This window comes from Acidimicrobiales bacterium, assembly GCA_035630295.1.
GTDB lineage: Bacteria > Actinomycetota > Acidimicrobiia > Acidimicrobiales > Iamiaceae > Iamia.
Map to the genome: position 1 here is coordinate 65689 of DASQKY010000027.1, position 14903 is coordinate 80591.

12 protein-coding genes are annotated in these 14903 nt (G+C 75.9%); 7 read left to right on the top strand and 5 right to left on the bottom strand.

Features of this window, described 5'->3' with window-relative positions; translation table 11 throughout:
• Positions 1 to 91 precede the first annotated feature (91 nt).
• Positions 92 to 733: an ECF RNA polymerase sigma factor SigK gene (gene sigK, locus VEW93_07130; protein ID HYI61562.1), complete on the top strand. Its 642-nt coding sequence runs from the start codon at positions 92 to 94 to the stop codon at positions 731 to 733.
• Positions 730 to 1431 (top strand): anti-sigma factor, encoded by a 702-nt coding sequence (locus VEW93_07135; protein HYI61563.1) that lies wholly within the window; start codon positions 730 to 732, stop codon positions 1429 to 1431. The genes sigK and VEW93_07135 overlap by 4 nt, the downstream gene beginning before the upstream one ends.
• A 38-nt stretch (positions 1432 to 1469) precedes the next feature.
• Here the strand turns inward: VEW93_07135 and VEW93_07140 are convergent, their stop codons facing one another.
• From VEW93_07140 to VEW93_07150, 3 genes are all read right to left on the bottom strand, one after another.
• On the bottom strand, positions 1470 to 3419 hold the full coding sequence (locus VEW93_07140) for an acetoacetate--CoA ligase (protein HYI61564.1): 1950 nt from the start codon (positions 3417 to 3419) through the stop codon (positions 1470 to 1472).
• Between the two features lie 82 nt (positions 3420 to 3501).
• Positions 3502 to 4083, bottom strand: coding sequence for a superoxide dismutase (locus tag VEW93_07145; GenBank protein ID HYI61565.1), 582 nt, complete (start codon positions 4081 to 4083; stop codon positions 3502 to 3504).
• 105 nt (positions 4084 to 4188) lie between these two features.
• Complete coding sequence (locus VEW93_07150) at positions 4189 to 5616, bottom strand: HAD-IB family hydrolase (GenBank protein HYI61566.1); 1428 nt, start codon at positions 5614 to 5616, stop codon at positions 4189 to 4191.
• A gap of 77 nt (positions 5617 to 5693) precedes the next feature.
• On the opposite strand from VEW93_07150, the gene VEW93_07155 reads away from it, so the two are divergent.
• From VEW93_07155 to VEW93_07170, 4 genes are all read left to right on the top strand, one after another.
• Positions 5694 to 6674, top strand: a complete 981-nt coding sequence (locus tag VEW93_07155) for a LysR family transcriptional regulator (protein HYI61567.1) — start codon at positions 5694 to 5696, stop codon at positions 6672 to 6674.
• Positions 6675 to 6768: 94 nt separating this feature from the next.
• A complete protein-coding gene (locus VEW93_07160) occupies positions 6769 to 8037 on the top strand; it encodes a citrate synthase (protein ID HYI61568.1) in 1269 nt (422 codons plus the stop codon).
• Between the two features lie 32 nt (positions 8038 to 8069).
• Positions 8070 to 9134, top strand: a complete 1065-nt coding sequence (locus VEW93_07165; protein ID HYI61569.1) for an RDD family protein — start codon at positions 8070 to 8072, stop codon at positions 9132 to 9134.
• Complete coding sequence (locus VEW93_07170) at positions 9134 to 9970, top strand: rhomboid family intramembrane serine protease (protein HYI61570.1); 837 nt, start codon at positions 9134 to 9136, stop codon at positions 9968 to 9970. The genes VEW93_07165 and VEW93_07170 overlap by 1 nt, the downstream gene beginning before the upstream one ends.
• Before the next feature lie 43 nt (positions 9971 to 10013).
• Here VEW93_07170 and VEW93_07175 read toward each other — a convergent pair whose 3' ends face one another.
• Entirely contained in the window at positions 10014 to 11003 is a 990-nt protein-coding gene (locus VEW93_07175) for an NAD(P)H-quinone oxidoreductase (GenBank protein ID HYI61571.1), read from the bottom strand.
• 68 nt (positions 11004 to 11071) lie between these two features.
• Here VEW93_07175 and VEW93_07180 point away from each other — a divergent pair, with 68 nt between their 5' ends.
• On the top strand, positions 11072 to 12196 hold the full coding sequence (locus tag VEW93_07180; protein HYI61572.1) for an acyl-CoA dehydrogenase family protein: 1125 nt from the start codon (positions 11072 to 11074) through the stop codon (positions 12194 to 12196).
• Positions 12197 to 12209: 13 nt separating this feature from the next.
• Here the strand turns inward: VEW93_07180 and VEW93_07185 are convergent, their stop codons facing one another.
• On the bottom strand, positions 12210 to 14861 hold the full coding sequence (locus tag VEW93_07185) for a GNAT family N-acetyltransferase (GenBank protein HYI61573.1): 2652 nt from the start codon (positions 14859 to 14861) through the stop codon (positions 12210 to 12212).
• Positions 14862 to 14903: the final 42 nt, after the last annotated feature.

A 14903-nucleotide genomic window follows, 5' to 3' on the forward strand; every position in this document is an offset into this window, starting at 1 on the left:
TGACGCCGGGCCACAGGGTCGGCCCGTCCTGTTCGATCATCGATGTCGGGAGGAGAGGAACCGTGGCCCCAGACCTGCGACGCTGGCGGACGTGGCCCCCGACGCCGACCGACCAGGGACGACCCGCCGGCGGTGGGGCGTGAGCGCCGGCCGGGCCCGACGGCACCTGTGGCCCGTCCCCGCCGGCGAGGGGGAGGCCGAGGCCCTCCTGGCCCTGGTGGCCCGGGGCGACCGGGAGGCCTTCGCCGCCCTCTACGACCTGGTGGCTCCCACCGTGGTGGGCATCGCCCGCCGGGTGGTCCGCGACCCCCACCAGGCCGACGAGGTGGCCCAGGAGGTTCTGCTGGAGGTCTGGCGCCGGGCGCCGTCGTTCGACCCGGCCAAGGGCACCAGCCGCACCTGGGTGGCCACCATCGCCCACCGCCGGGCGGTGGATCGGGTCCGCAGCGAGCAGTCCGAGCGCGACCGCCGGGGGCGCGACGCCGAGCGGCACACCACCGCCGACCCGGACCCGGTGGCCGGATCGGTGATCGGCGACGCCGAGCGTGACGAGGTGGCCGCCGCCCTGGGCCAGCTCACCGACCTGCAACGCCAGACCATCGAGCTGGCCTACTACGGCGGCTACACCTACTCCCAGGTGGCCGACATCCTCGACCTGCCCCTGGGCACGGTCAAGACCCGCATCCGCGACGGGATGATCCGCCTGCGAGACGCCCTGGAGGTGACCGCGTGAGCGAGCACACGACCCCCGATCCCCACACCCTCGTCGGGCCCTACGTGCTCGACGCCCTCCCCGACGACGAGCGGGTCCTGTTCGAGGACCACCTGTCCCGCTGCCCCGAGTGCCGGGCCGAGGAGGCCGAGCTGCGGGCCGCGGCCGGCCACCTGGGCCGGGCCACCGCCGTGGCCCCCCCCGCCGCCCTCCGGGACCAGGTCCTGGCGGCGGTGGAGGTGACCCGCCAGCAGCCGCCGGGGGCCCCGTGGTCCACCACCCGGCGCCGCGCCTGGCCCGTGGTCCTGGCCACCGCGGCCACCATCGCCGCCGTGGTGGCCCTGGGGGCCCTGCTCCTCCAGGCCGACCACCGGGCCGACCGGGCCGAGCAGATCGCCGCCGTGGTGGCCGCCCCCGACGCCCGCACGGTGCCCATCGCCGGCGAGGGAGGGTCGATGCGCCTGGTGGTGTCCTCGGCCCACGGCAGCGCCGTGCTCCTGGCCGAGGGCATGGCCGCCCCGCCCCCGGGCAAGACCTACGCCCTCTGGTACCAGCGGGAGGGCCGGATGGTGCCGGCCGGCCTGTTCGAGCCGGGGGGCGACGGAGCGGTGCGCCAGCGGGTCGAGGGGGTCCCCCCCGACGTGGTGGGGGTGACGGTGGAGCCCGACGGCGGCTCCGACGAGCCCACCCTCCCGATCATCGCCACCGGCACGGCCTAGGCGGTCCGTCCCCGGGGCGGGGGCCGGGCCCCGCCGGGTCAGCCCCGGGCCCGGGCGGCGGCCATGCGGGCGAAGGGCTCGATGCTGGCCGGGTCGGTGAGGGCGTCGGCCGACACCGCGGCCTCCGCCGGGGTGCCGGTCAGGATGCGCTTGACCGGCACCTCCAGCTTCTTGCCCGACAGGGTGCGGGGGATGGCCGGCACCACCTCCAGGCGGTCGGGCACGTGGCGGGGCGACAGCTCGGTGCGCAGGGCCCGGGCGATCCGGGCCGACAGGTCGTCGCCGGCCTCGGCCCCGGGGGCCAGGGCCACGAACAGCAGCAGCTCGCCGGTGCCCCCGTCGTCGTCCTCCAGGTGGACGACCAGGCTGTCGGCCACCTCGTCGAAGCCCTCGACCACGGCGTAGAAGTCGGCGGTGCCCAGCCGCACGCCGCCCCGGTTGAGGGTGGCGTCGGAGCGGCCGGTGATGACCGCGGCGCCATCGGCGGTGAAGGTGATCCAGTCGCCGTGGCGCCACACGCCGGCGTGGTCCTCGAAGTAGGCGGCCCGGTAACGCGACCCGTCGGCATCGCCCCAGAAGCCCACCGGCATGGAGGGCATGGGGGCGGTGACCACCAGCTCGCCCAGCTCGCCGGGGGGGCACGGGGTGCCGTCGGGCCGGAACGCCTCCACCGCGCAGCCCAGCAGGCGGCAGCTGATCTCCCCGGCCCGCACCGGCACCAGGGGCGATGCCCCCAGGAAGGCGGTGCACACGTCGGTCCCCCCGCTGATGGACGACACCGGGACACCCAGGGTGTCGTGGACCCAGCGGAACCCGGACGCCGGCAGCGGTGCCCCGGTGGAGCCGACCCAGCGGAGGGCGCCCCGCTCGGGGGCCAGCCCCTCCTTGCGGCAGGCCATGAGGAACGGGGCCGAGGCCCCTAGCACGGTGCAGCCGGTCTCGCCGGCCAGGTCCCACAGGGTGCCCAGGTCGGGGTGGGCCGGGTCGCCGTCGAAGAGGACGACGGTGGCCCCCACCAGCAGGCCGGAGACGAGGTAGTTCCACATCATCCAGCCGGTGGTGGTGAACCAGCAGAAGCGGTCGGCGGGGGTGAGGTCCTGGTGCAGGGTGAGCACCTTGAGGTGCTCGACGGTGATGCCCCCGTGGCCGTGGACGATGGCCTTGGGCAGGCCGGTGGTGCCCGAGCTGAACAGCACGTAGAGGGGGTGGTCGAAGGGCACCGGGGTGAAGGTGGGGGGCCCGGGGTCGTCGCCGGCCAGGAGGGCCGACCACCCGTCCTCGCCGGTGGGGTCGAGGTAGGGCAGGGCCACCACGTGGCGGACCGAGGGCAGGGCCGCCCGCAGGGCGGCGACCTCGGCGGTGCGGTCGACGGCCTTGGCGCCGTAGCGGTAGCCGTCGACGGCCAGCAGGACCACGGGCTCTATCTGGGCGAAGCGGTCGATCACCGACCGGGTGCCGAACTCCGGGGCGCAGCTCGACCACACCGCCCCGATGGAGGCGGTGGCCAGGAAGGCCACCAGGGTCTCGGGCACGTTGGGGGCGTAGGCGGCCACCCGGTCGCCGGGGCCCACCCCCAGGCGCCGGAGCCCGGCCGCGGCCCGGGCCACCAGGCCGGCCAGCTCCCCCCAGGTGATCTCCGTGCCCGGGCGGGTCTGGCTGCGGGCCACCACGGCCACGTCGTCGGGCCGCTCGGCCGCCGCGGCCAGGGCGTGCTCGGCGTGGTTGAGGGTGGCGTCGGGGAACCAGCGCGCCCCCGGCATGGCCCGCTCGGCCAGCACCGCGGTGGGCCGGTCGTGCCAGCGCACCCCCAGGTCGGTGGCCACCGCCCCCCAGAAGCCGTCCAGGTCGGTGACCGACCAGGCGTGGAGCTCGGCGTAGGTGGCGTGCCCGTGGGCGGTGGCGAAGCGCCCGGCGGCGGTGGCGCTCCAGGCGTCGGCCGGGGGCCTCCACAGCACCTCGCCCCGGGCGGTGGTGGTGTCGTCGATCATGGCGGAGGCGAGGCTACGGCCCCGGCCCGGGCGCGGCGGAGCCCGCGCCGCCGGGGCGCGGGCTCCGTGACGGTGGTGCGCCTCAGCCCAGGTTGGAGGCGACGAACTCCCAGTTCACCAGGTGGTCCAGGTAGGTGTTGAGGAAGTCGGGCCGCTTGTTGCGGAAGTCGATGTAGTAGGCGTGCTCCCACACGTCGACGGTCAGCAGAGCCCGCACGTCGTGGTTGAGGGGCAGGTCGGCGTTGGGGGTCTTCATGACCTTCAGGCCGCCCTCGCCGTCGTCGGCCAGCCAGGCCCAGCCCGAGCCGAACTGGCCCATGCCAGCGGCGATGAACTCCTCGCGGAAGGCCGCGTAGCCGCCGAAGGCCGAGCCGATCCGGTCGGCCAGCTCACCGGTGGGCTCGCCCCCCCCGTCGGGGCTCATGCACTCCCAGAAGAACGAGTGGTTCCAGTGCTGGCCGGCCTGGTTGAACAGGGGGCCGTCGGAGGCCTTGACGATCTCCTCCAGGGATGCGTTCTCGTGCTCGGTCCCGGCGATGAGCTCGTTGAGCTTGTCGACGTAGGCCTTGTGGTGCTTCCCGTGGTGGAACTCGAGGGTCTCGCGCGACATGTGGGGGGCGAGGGCGTCGAGGTCGTAGGGGAGATCAGGGAGGGAGAACGCCATGCGGCATGTTCCTTTCGTGTGGATCGCGATCGACTCTACCGGTGGGGTCCGGACCGGGGCACCGGCGCTCCCGGCGCCGGGGGCGGAGGTGGCGCGGCGCTCGTGTCAGTCGCGCCCGGGGCGACGGTCGGGCCCGGCGGCGTCGTCCGAGGCGCCCGGGGGCAGGGCCCGGGCCAGCTCCTCGGGGCTGGGGTCGTGGGGCCGGCGGGCGGCGGCGGGGAGCAGGTCGACCAGGGCGGCCATGATCCGCTTGGTGTCGGCGTCGGGGCTGCGGTGCTTGAGCTCCACCGGCGGCCCCACCCGGATGCGGACGGTGGGCGGGTCGGCGATGGCGGTGACGTTGGGGAACCGTGCGTTGCGGGGCCACACCCGCTCGGTGCCCCACAGGCCGACGGGGATGACCGGCACCTTGGCCAGGGCGGCCAGGCGGGCCGCCCCCCACCGGCCCCGCAGCTCGGGGTCGTAGAAGGCCCGGCCCCGGGGGATGGTGCCCTGGGGCATGAGGGCCACCAGCTCGCCGGCGGCCAGGGCGTCGGCCGCGGCCCGCAGGGGCTCGTCGGAGCCGGTGCCCCGGTCGACCCGGATGCCGCCCAGGGCGGTGGCGATCTGGCCCACCACCGGGGCGTCGAACACCTCCTTCTTCCCCAGGAAGCGCACCGGCCGGCCCACCCGGGCCAGGGCGAAGCCGATGGCCAGCGGGTCGAAGTAGCTGCGGTGGTTGCCGACGATGATGGCCGGCCCCCGGTCCGGGATGTGGTCGAGGCCGTCGACGTCCCAGCGGACCCACGGGAACAGGCGGGGCTGGGCCAGGAGCTGCACCGCCCGCTGGGGCTCCACGCCGGCCAGCTTGGGCACGCCGGCCGGGACGTCGAAGTGCTGGCTGGGCCAGCGGCGCAGGGCCGCCACCACCCGCAGGCGGGGGTCGGGGTTGACGGCCACGGCGTGGCGCACGGCCGAGAGCAGGGGCACGTCGTAGACGCTGTCGGAGTAGGCGTAGCTGGCCCGGAGGTCGACGTCGTGGGCCGCGGCCCAGTCCCGCACCGCGGCCAGCTTGCCCGGGCCCCACACGAAGTGGCCGTCGACGGTGCCGTCGTAGGCCCCGTCGCGCTCGCCGTAGCGGGTGGCGATGACGTCGTCGAAGCCCAACGCCGTGGCCAGGGGCTCGACCAGGTCGAACGGCGACGTGGTGGCCATGACCACCGGGCGGCCAGCGGCGTGGTGCTCGTCGACCAGGAGGCGGGCGAAGGGCAGCACGTCGTCGACCAGTCGCTCGGCCGCCACCCGCCCGGCCTGGCGCACCGCCTCCCGGTTCCAGCCGGTGGCCACCCGGGCCATCTGCCGGGTCAGGATCATGGAGGGCAGGGTCTCGCCGACCACGTCGAAGACCTTGTAGACCAGCGACTCCCCGGGGACGGGCCGGTCGGACACCACCCCCGCGGCCCGCAGGGCCTGGGTGATGACCGGGCCACTGGCCCCCTTCAGCAGCGTGCGGTCGAGGTCGAAGAACGCCGCGGCGCGCGAGGGGGAGGGCACACGGCGATGCTAGCGACGGGGGTCGCGGGCCACCCCGGGGCACCGGCGCCGTCACCCGGGCACGCCAGACTGCCGGGATGGACCTGCGCCAGCTCGCCGCCCTGGCGGCCGTGGCCGACCACCGGTCGTTCTCGGCCGCGGCCCGGGCCCTCCACACCGTGCAGTCCAACGTGTCCAGCCACATCGCCAACCTGGAGCGGGAGCTGGGGGTCGCCCTGGTCGACCGGGCCACCGGCGACCTGACCGAGCAGGGCCGCCTGGTGCTGGACCGGGCCCGGCGGGTGCAGGCCGAGCTGGACGCGGTGGCCGCCGACCTGGCCGCCCACGCCGGCACCGTCACCGGCCGGGTGCGGCTGGGGATGATCGGCACCGTCGGGGCCTGGCTCCTGCCCCTCCTCATCCCCGACCTGGCCCGCTCGCACCCCGGCATCCACCTGGTGGTGGTGGACGCCACCACCACCTCCCTCATCCCCCAGGTGGTGGCCGGCACCCTCGACGTCGCGGTGGTGAACCTGCCCGTCACCGCCCCCGACCTGCGGGCCGAGCCGCTGTTCGAGGAGGAGCGGGTGGTGCTGGCCCCGCCCGGCCACCCCCTGGCCCGCCGCCGGGGCGCCCGGGTCCCCCTGGCCGAGCTGGCCCGCCACCCCCTCCTGCTGGAGCCCCCGGGCACCGCCTTCCGCGACGACCTCGACTCGGCCGCGGCCCGGGTGGGGGTGGAGCTGACCGCCCTGGCCGAGATCGACGGCATGCGGGCCCTGGCCGCCCTGGCCCAGGAGGGCTTCGGGGCCGCGGTGCTGCCCGCCACCGCCGCCCCCATCCCGCCGCCGACGGGCTGGCGCCGCCTGGAGGTGACCGGCCTCGGGCCCCGCACCGTGGGCCTGGCCACCAGCCGGCGCAGCCGCCCCACCGCCCCGGCCCGGGCCGCCACCGCCGAGCTGCGCACCCTCCTGGCCGCCGAGGTGCCCACCCGCCCCGGCCTCCGCCTCCTGGCCCCCGGCGAGGGCGACGACGGCGACGCGGCGTCGACCGGGGCTGATCCCCCGCTCCCGGCGGGGTGAGCAGGGCCGGAAGGGCCGGCCGCGACGGTCACGGTCCCCGGCGCCGCCCTCTAGATTGGGCCTCGCCCCTGGACCGACAGCGAGGACCTCCGACGTGGCCGAGAGCGTGACGATCACCGACAACCGCACCGGCGAAACGATGGAGATCCCGATCGTCAACGGCGGGATCGACTCGTCGCAGTGGAAGAAGCTGCTGGGCAACACCTGGTTCTACGACCCGGGCTACACCTCGACCGCGGCCACCTCGTCGGCCATCACCGAGATCGACGGCGACGCCGGCATCCTCCGCTACCGGGGCTACCCCATCGAGGAGCTGGCCCAGAAGTCCTCGTACCTCGAGGTGGCCTACCTGCTCATCTTCGGCGAGCTCCCCACCGAGGAGGAGTTCACCCCCTGGGCCCACGACATCACGTACCACACGTTCATCCACGAGAACGTGCGCAAGCGGTTCCTGGAGGGCTTCCACCACGACGCCCACCCCATGGGCATGCTGGTCTCGGCCATCGCCGCCCTGTCCACCTTCTACCCGGACGCCAAGAGCATCGGCGACGAGGACAACCGCTACCGCCAGACGGTGCGCCTCATCGCCAAGATGCCGACCCTGGCCGCGGCCTGCCACCGCTTCAGCGTGGGCATGCCCTTCGTCTACCCCGACAACTCGCTCGGCTTCTGCGCCAACTTCCTGTCGATGATGTGGAAGATCGCCGAGCCCCGCTACGACGCCAACTACGCCCTGGCCCACGCCCTCGACACGCTGTTCATCCTCCACGCCGACCACGAGCTCAACTGCGGCACCGCCACCATGCGGATGATCGGCTCCTCCAACGCCGATCCCTACTCGGCCGCCGCCGGCGCCGCCGCCGCCCTGTACGGCCCCCGCCACGGCGGGGCCAACGAGGCCGTCATCAAGATGCTCACCGAGATCGGCAGCATCGAGAACGTGCCCGCCTTCGTCGACGCCGTGAAGGAGGGCAAGGGCAAGCTCCAGGGCTTCGGCCACCGGGTGTACAAGAACTACGACCCCCGGGCCCGGATCATCAAGACGACGGCGGAGGAGGTCTTCGCCGTCACCGGCAAGAACCCCCTGCTCGACATCGCCCTGAAGCTCGAGGAGGTCGCCCTCTCCGACGAGTACTTCAAGAGCCGGCGGCTGTACCCCAACGTGGACTTCTACTCGGGCCTCATCTACCAGGCCATGGGCTTCCCCACCGAGATGTTCACCGTGCTCTTCGCCATCCCCCGCATGGCCGGTTGGCTGGCCCACTGGAAGGAGCTGATGGAGCAGGACCAGAAGATCGCCCGGCCCCGCCAGCTCTACACCGGCGCCCCCGAGCGGTCCTACGTGTCCATGGAGGACCGCTGACCGCTCCGGTCGGATCCCCGGGGCCCGTCCCCGTGGGCTGGGCCCGTCCGGCGCCCACCCGGCGGGACGCCCCGCTCGGGCGCCGCGCCGCGGCCCGGGCCATCGACGTGGCCCTCGTCCTCCTCGTGGCCTACGTCGCCGGACGGTTCGTGCCCGGTGAGCGGGTGGTGGCCCGCCTGGTCCTGGCCCTGGCGGCCATGACGGCCTACGAGGCGCTGTTCGTCATCCAGCTCCGGGCCACCCCGGGGAAGCTGGCCACCGCCCTGCGGGTGGCCGAGCTGGACCGGGTGCGGGTCGACCAGGGCACGGCCTGGATCCGGGGGGCCGTCACCAGCGCCGGGACGGCGGCCGTGGTGCTGGCCGTCGTGCCCGGGGGCCTGGCCGGAACCCGGGGCGTGCTGCCGGCCGCCCTGCGGGCCCTGCTCGACAGCGGGGCCGGCCTGCTGCTGGGCGGGGCGCTCCTGGTGGTGGCGGCCGCCTACGTGATGGGCATCGTCACCGCCCCCCTCCACCGGGGGATCGCCGACCGGGTGGCCGGCACCGTGGTCGTGCCGTTCGAGGCCCCCGAGCTCGTCACCAGCCAGGAGGTGGGCGCCGGCACCGAGGCCCGCCGCCCCCGGCCCCACACGGCGTGGGGCCCGGTGGCCCGGCCCGACGCCAGGCGCCGGGCCCGCACCGCCCGACTCGACGACGCGCCACTGCTGGTCGTGGGCCTGGTGGCGGTGATCGTGGCCTGGGCCCTCGACCCCACCACCCTGGTCACCCTCCTGGGCCTGCGGGTGCCGGTGGTGGCCGCCGCCCTGGTGGTGGCCTGGTCGGCCCTGCTGGTGGTGGACGAGACGTGGCGCATCGCCCGCGACGCCGGCACCGCCGGCCACCGTCGCGAGGGGCTGGCCGTGGTCGACGAGGCCACCGGCGAGGCTCCCGGCCGCGGCCGGGCCCTGGCCCGGGCCGTGGTGCTGGGCGTGTTCTGGCTGTTCCCCCCGCTGTTGCCCGTCCTGCTGCTGTGGGTCGAGCTCAGCCCCACCGGCCAGGGTCCCCACGACCTGGTGGCCGGGACCGTGGTGGTCGAGGTGCCGGGCCGGGGGCCGGCCTGATGGCCCTGGCCACCCTGCCCCTGCGCGACGAGAGCCCCCGGCGAGCCGTGCCCTGGGTGGTGCTCACGCTCATCGGCCTCAACGTGGCCGTCTTCCTGTTCCTCCAGCCGGCATCGCTGCAGCAGGGCAAGGTCGACACCGACACCCTGACCGCCACCGAGGACCGGGCCCTGAGCGAGCACACCTCGGCCTGGGGGGTGGTCCCGTGCGAGGTCCGGGTGCTGGAGTCCCGCAGCGAGGGGGCCCGGTGCACCAGCGACGCCGACCGGCCCATCGTCGACGGCAAGCCCATCCTGGCCACCCTGCTGACCGCCCTGTTCCTGCACGGCAGCCTCCAGCACCTCGGCTTCAACATGCTGTTCCTGTGGGTGTTCGGGGCCGCGGTGGAGGACCGCCTGGGACCGGGCCCCTTCCTGGGGCTGTACCTGGTCGGCGGCCTGCTCGGGAACCTGGCCTACGTGCTGGCCAACGCCGGCTCCGCCGCGCCCGCCATCGGCGCCTCGGGGGCCATCTCGGCGGCCATGGGCGCCTTCCTGGTCCGGGGCCCCCGCCGACGCATCCTCTCCTTCGTCCAGCCCCTGCCACTGGTGGTGGTGGCCCTGCCGGCCTGGGCCTTCCTGGCCCCCTACCTGGTGAGCCAGTTCGCAACCCCCGACGACGCCCGGGTGGCCTGGCAGGCCCACGTGGGGGGGATGGTGGCCGGCATCGTGGGCGGCGCGGTGCTGGGCTGGCTGGTCCCCCGGGCCGGGCACTGGCGCCGCCGGCGCCGGCCCCCGGTCGAGGCCCGTCCCGACCCGTCGTCGTGGACCGTCCCCGCCGCCCCGCCCCCGGCCTGACCCGCCGCCGCCCCGGCCTGCGGCCCGTCCGGCGGGGCGCCGGTCAGGCGCCCACGTCGAGGAGGATCTTGCCCACGTTGGCGTTGGCCTCCATGTGGCGGTGGGCCTCGGCCGCAGCGGCCAGCGGGTAGCGGCTGTCGACCACGGGCCGCACCTGGCCCCGCTCGAAGAGGGGCAGCACCTCCCGGCCGAAGCGCTGGGTGAGGGCGATCTTCTCCTCGACGGGCCGGGCCCGCAGCACGGTGCCCACCAGGCGGGCCCGCTTGGGCAGCAGGGCGCCCAGGTCGAAGGTGGCCTTGCCGCCCCCCATCACGCCCACCTGGACGATGGTCCCCCCGGTGCGGAGGGCCCGGATGTTGCCGGCCAGGTAGTCGCCGCCGACCACGTCCAGCACCACGTCGACGCCGGCCCCGCCGGTGGCCTCCCAGGCCGCCTCCACGAAGTCCTCGCCGTTCGTGTAGTCGACCACCACGTCGGCCCCCAGGGCCCGGCAGGGCTCGACCTTGGCCGTCGAGGCGGTGGTGACCACCCGGGCCCCCAGGGCCCGGCACAGCTGGAGGGCTGCGCTCCCCACCCCCGACGCCCCGGCGTGGACCAGGGCGGTGCGCCCGGCGGTGAGCCCGCCCTGCACCACCAGGGCGTCCCAGGCCGTGATCCACACCTCGGGCACGGCGGCGGCGTCGGCCAGGCCCACCTCGGGCGGGATGGGCAGGAGCTGGCGCTGGTGGACGGCGATCATCTCGGCGTAGGAGCCGCCGGAGACGATGCCCATCACCTCGTCGCCCACCCGCCACTCGGTGGCCCGGTCCCCCAGGGCGGCCACCTTGCCGGCCAGCTCCATGCCCGGGATCTCATGGGCCCGCCCCGGCCCCGGCTCGGGGTAGAGGCCGCGACGCTGCAACAGGTCGGCCCGGTTGAGGGCGGTGGCCCGCACCGCCACCAGCACCTCGTCGGGCCCGGGCTCGGGGTCGGGGACCTCGGCGACGGTGAGGACGTCGGGGTCCCCGTAGCTCTCGATGACGACGGCGCGCATGGGCCGACCCTACGGCGCGTGAGGGCCCGGTCGCCGAGCGACGCCGGCGCGGTGGCAGGATCGGCGCCGTGGACTTCGCCCTGCCCCCCGAGCTGGTGGCCCTGGCCGACGAGGCTCGGGCCGTGGGGCGGGCCGCCGCGGAGCGCTCGGAGGCCGCCGGCCGGCCCGTCGAGGACACGTGGATGGTGGGCGTGGACGACGCCTTCGCCCGGGAGCTGGCCGAGCGGCGCTGGCTGGGCATGACCTGGCCCGAGGCCGAGGGCGGCGGGGGGCGCAGCCCGCTGGAGCGGTTCGTGGTGGTCGAGGCCCTCATCTCCGAGGGGGCGCCCATAGCCGGCGTCTGGTTCGCCGACCGGCAGATCGGGCCCACCCTCCTCCAGTTCGGGACGGCCCGGCAGCGGGCCCGGTGGCTGCCCGGCATCCTGGACGGCACGGCCCGGTGGTGCATCGGCATGAGCGAGCCCGACGCCGGCTCGGACGTGGCCTCGCTCCGCACCCGGGCCGTGCCCGACGGTGGCGACTGGGTGGTGACCGGCACCAAGGTGTGGACCAGCGGCGCGGCCCTGGCCGACCACTGCTACCTCATCGCCCGCACCGACCCCGGGGCCCCGCCCCACCGGGGCCTCTCCGAGCTGGTGGTGGACATGGGCTCGCCCGGCGTCGAGGTGCGGCCCATCGCCGACGCGGTGGGCGACACCCACTTCTGCGAGGTCACCTTCACCGAGGTGCGGGTGCCCGGCGACCACCTGGTGGGCCAGCCCCACGGCTCGTTCCGCCAGGTGATGCGGCAGATGGAGCACGAGCGCGGCGGCATCGACCGGCTGGTGTCCAACCACCGGCTCTACCGGGACGTGCTCCCCCACGCCGAGCTGTCCCGCCCCCTGGTGCGCCAGGAGGTCGCCGCCCTGGAGGGCGCCTACCGCCTGGGCCGGCTGCTGGTCCTGCGCGAGGTGCTGGGCCAGGCCCCGCCGTCGTTCTCGGCCGCCACCAAGACGTTCTGCACCGAGCACGAGCAGAGGGTGGCCGCCTTCGGCGCGGCGACGCTGGGCCCGGCCGCGGTGGCCGGCGACGCGGCCCTGGCCCGCCGGGTGGCCCGCAACCTCTGCTACGCCCCCGCCTACACGCTCATGGGGGGCACCACCCAGATCCTGCGCACCATCCTGGGCGAGCGGGTCCTGGGCCTGCCCCGCTGACCGCCGACGCCGCTCAGGTCAGGCGGCGGACCTGGGGGTCGGGGTCCCAGGGGGCCAGGACCAGGCGGACGTCGGTGATGGCGGCGTCGTGGTCCGAGGTGATCACCGGGGAGAGGCGGAGCGAGGCCACCTCGGGCACGGCGTCGGCCAGGGCCGACAGGCGCAGCAGCAGGTCGACCAGCGCGGCCCGGCCGGCGGGGTCCAGGGCACCGAGGTCGCCGGCCAGCGAGCCCCCGTCCACCAGGGCGGCGGCGTCGTCGTCGGTCAGGGGCAGGATGCGCCGGGCCCGCGACCCGCCCAGGGCCGGGCCGAAGGCCAACACCGAGCCCAGCACCGGGTGCTGGTGCACCTCCACGCAGACGTCCACGCCGTGGGGGGCCATGTCCTGGACCAGGGCCGAGGCCATGGCCGGCCCGTGGTGGGCGGCCATGCGGTCGTACGAGGCTCGCAGCTCGGCCTCGGTGAACAGGTCGACGGCCACGCCCCCCTCCTCGGTCCGGCTGGGCCGTTCCACCCCCAGGGCCTTGAGGGCCACCGGCCACCCGATGCGCTCGGCCGCGGCCACCGCCTCGTCCGCCCCGGCCACCACCTGCTGGGCCACCGGGTGCAGGCCGGCGCAGGCCAGCAGGGCCAGGGCCTCGCCCAGGGGGGCGTGGCGCTCGCCGGCCGGGCCGGGGCCCCCGAGCCAGCCGGCGACCAGGGCCGCGGCCGCCTCGGCGTCCACCCCGTGCAGGTCGGGCACCACCCCGGTCTGGCGGGTCCGCCACTCGCGGTAGCGGGCCACCCGGCCCAGGGCGTGGGCCGCGGCCTCGGGGAAGTCGAAGACCGGGACCGCGCCGGCCGGCCGGTCCCCCGGCAGCACCGCGCCCAGGAACGAGGCCACCACCGGCTTGGCCGTCCCCGACGTGGCCGCCGCCTCGCCCACCGCCCGGGCCATGGCCCCCACGTCGCCGGCCAGGCGGGGAGCGTGCAGGACCAGCAGCGCGTCGACACCGGGGTCGGCCAGCAGGGCCCCCATGGCCGCCGCCACCTCCGCCGGCCCGGCCTCCTCGGCCAGCTCGACCGGGTTGCCGACCCGTCCCCCGGGGCCCAGCACGGGGCGCAGGCCGGGGCCCGGGACGGCCAGCTCCAGCCCGGCGGCCACGCAGGCGTCGGTGCCCAGCACCGCCGGCCCCCAGTAGGTGGAGAGCACGGCCACCCGGCGCCCGGCCGGCAGGGGCTGGTCGACCAGCACCCGGGTGACGTCGAAGAGCTGGTCCAGGGTGTCGACCCGGATCACGCCGGTCTGGGCCAGCAGGGTGTCGGTGACCTCCTCGCTGGTGCCCCCGGCCTCGCCCCCGGGTTGGCGGTGGGCCAGGACGCTGCCCGCCTTGACGGCCACGATGGGCTTGGCCCGCCCCACCCGGCGGGCGATGCGGGCGAAGTTGCGGGGGTTGCCGAAGGACTCCAGGTACAGGACGACCACGTCGGTGGCCGCGTCGGTCTCCCAGTACTGGAGCAGGTCGTTGCCCGACACGTCGGCCTTGTTGCCGGTGGCCACGAAGGACGAGACCCCCAGCCCGAGCTGCTCCAGGCGGCGCAGGACGGCCGCGCCGATGGTGCCCGACTGGGACGACACCGCCACCCGGCCGGGCCGGGGCGCCACCTCGGCGAAGGTGGCCAGCAGGCGCACCCCGGGGGCGGTGTTGACGATGCCCATGGTGTTGGGGCCAACCAGGCGCAGGCCCAGCCGCCGGACCTGCTCGACCAGGGCCCGCTCCCGGTCGGCGCCCTCGGGCCCGGCCTCGGCGAAGCCGGCCGAGATGACCACCAGGCCCTGCACCCGCTTGCGGCCGCACTGCTCCACCACGTCGGGCACCTGGTCGGCCGGGACGACCACGATGGCCAGGTCGATCTCGTCGGGCACGTCCAGGATCGAGGGGTGGGCCCGGACGCTGGCCACCACGTCGGCCTCGGGGTTGACCGGGTACACCGGCCCCTCCAGCTCGCCGGCCAGGAGGCGGCGGAACACGGCCTGGCCCAGGCTGTCGGGCCGGCGCGAGGCGCCGATGACCGCCACCGACCGCGGCGCCAGGATGCGGGCCACCGAGCGGGCCTCGGCCCGCCGGGCCCGCTCGGCCATGGCCGCCATGGCCTCCTCGGTGGGCTCGATGGGGAACTCGACCTCGATCACGCCGTCGGCGAAGCGGCTGGTCACCTCGAAGCCCACCTGCTTGAACACGCCCAGCATGCGCCGGTTGCTGGGCAGGACCTGGGCGGTGAAGGCGGTGATGCCCACGTCGCGGGCCGCGGCGGCCAGGTACTCGAGCAGCACGGTGGCCATGCCCCGGCCGGCGTGGTCGTCGTCGGTGAAGAAGGCCACCTCGGCCACCGAGCGGGACGGGTAGCGGTCGTAGCGGGCCACCCCCACCAGCTCGTCGTTGATGATGCCGACGAAGGCCATCCGATCCAGGCCGTCGACCCGGGTCAGCCGGTCGATGTCGGCGGTGGTGAGCCGGGGCCGGGGGCTGAAGTAGCGGAAGTAGATGCTCTCGGGGGACTGCCGCTCGTGGAACCGCAGGATGCGGGGGCCGTCCTCGGGGCGGATGGGCCGCACGTGCACGGTGCCGCCGTCGGACAGCACCACGTCCCCGGCGTAGGCCCGGGTCTCGGGGGTGGCAGCCACGGTCCCGAGGGTACCGACAGGCCCGACCCCGGGGCGCAGGGC

Coding starts and splice junctions, on each gene's coding strand:
- VEW93_07175 (HYI61571.1), bottom strand. CDS start 11,003: ATGCGCGCCGTCGTCATCGAGAGCTACGGGGACCCCGACGTCCTCACC.
- VEW93_07155 (HYI61567.1), top strand. CDS start 5,694: ATGGACCTGCGCCAGCTCGCCGCCCTGGCGGCCGTGGCCGACCACCGG.
- VEW93_07145 (HYI61565.1), bottom strand. CDS start 4,083: ATGGCGTTCTCCCTCCCTGATCTCCCCTACGACCTCGACGCCCTCGCC.
- VEW93_07170 (HYI61570.1), top strand. CDS start 9,134: ATGGCCCTGGCCACCCTGCCCCTGCGCGACGAGAGCCCCCGGCGAGCC.
- VEW93_07140 (HYI61564.1), bottom strand. CDS start 3,419: ATGATCGACGACACCACCACCGCCCGGGGCGAGGTGCTGTGGAGGCCC.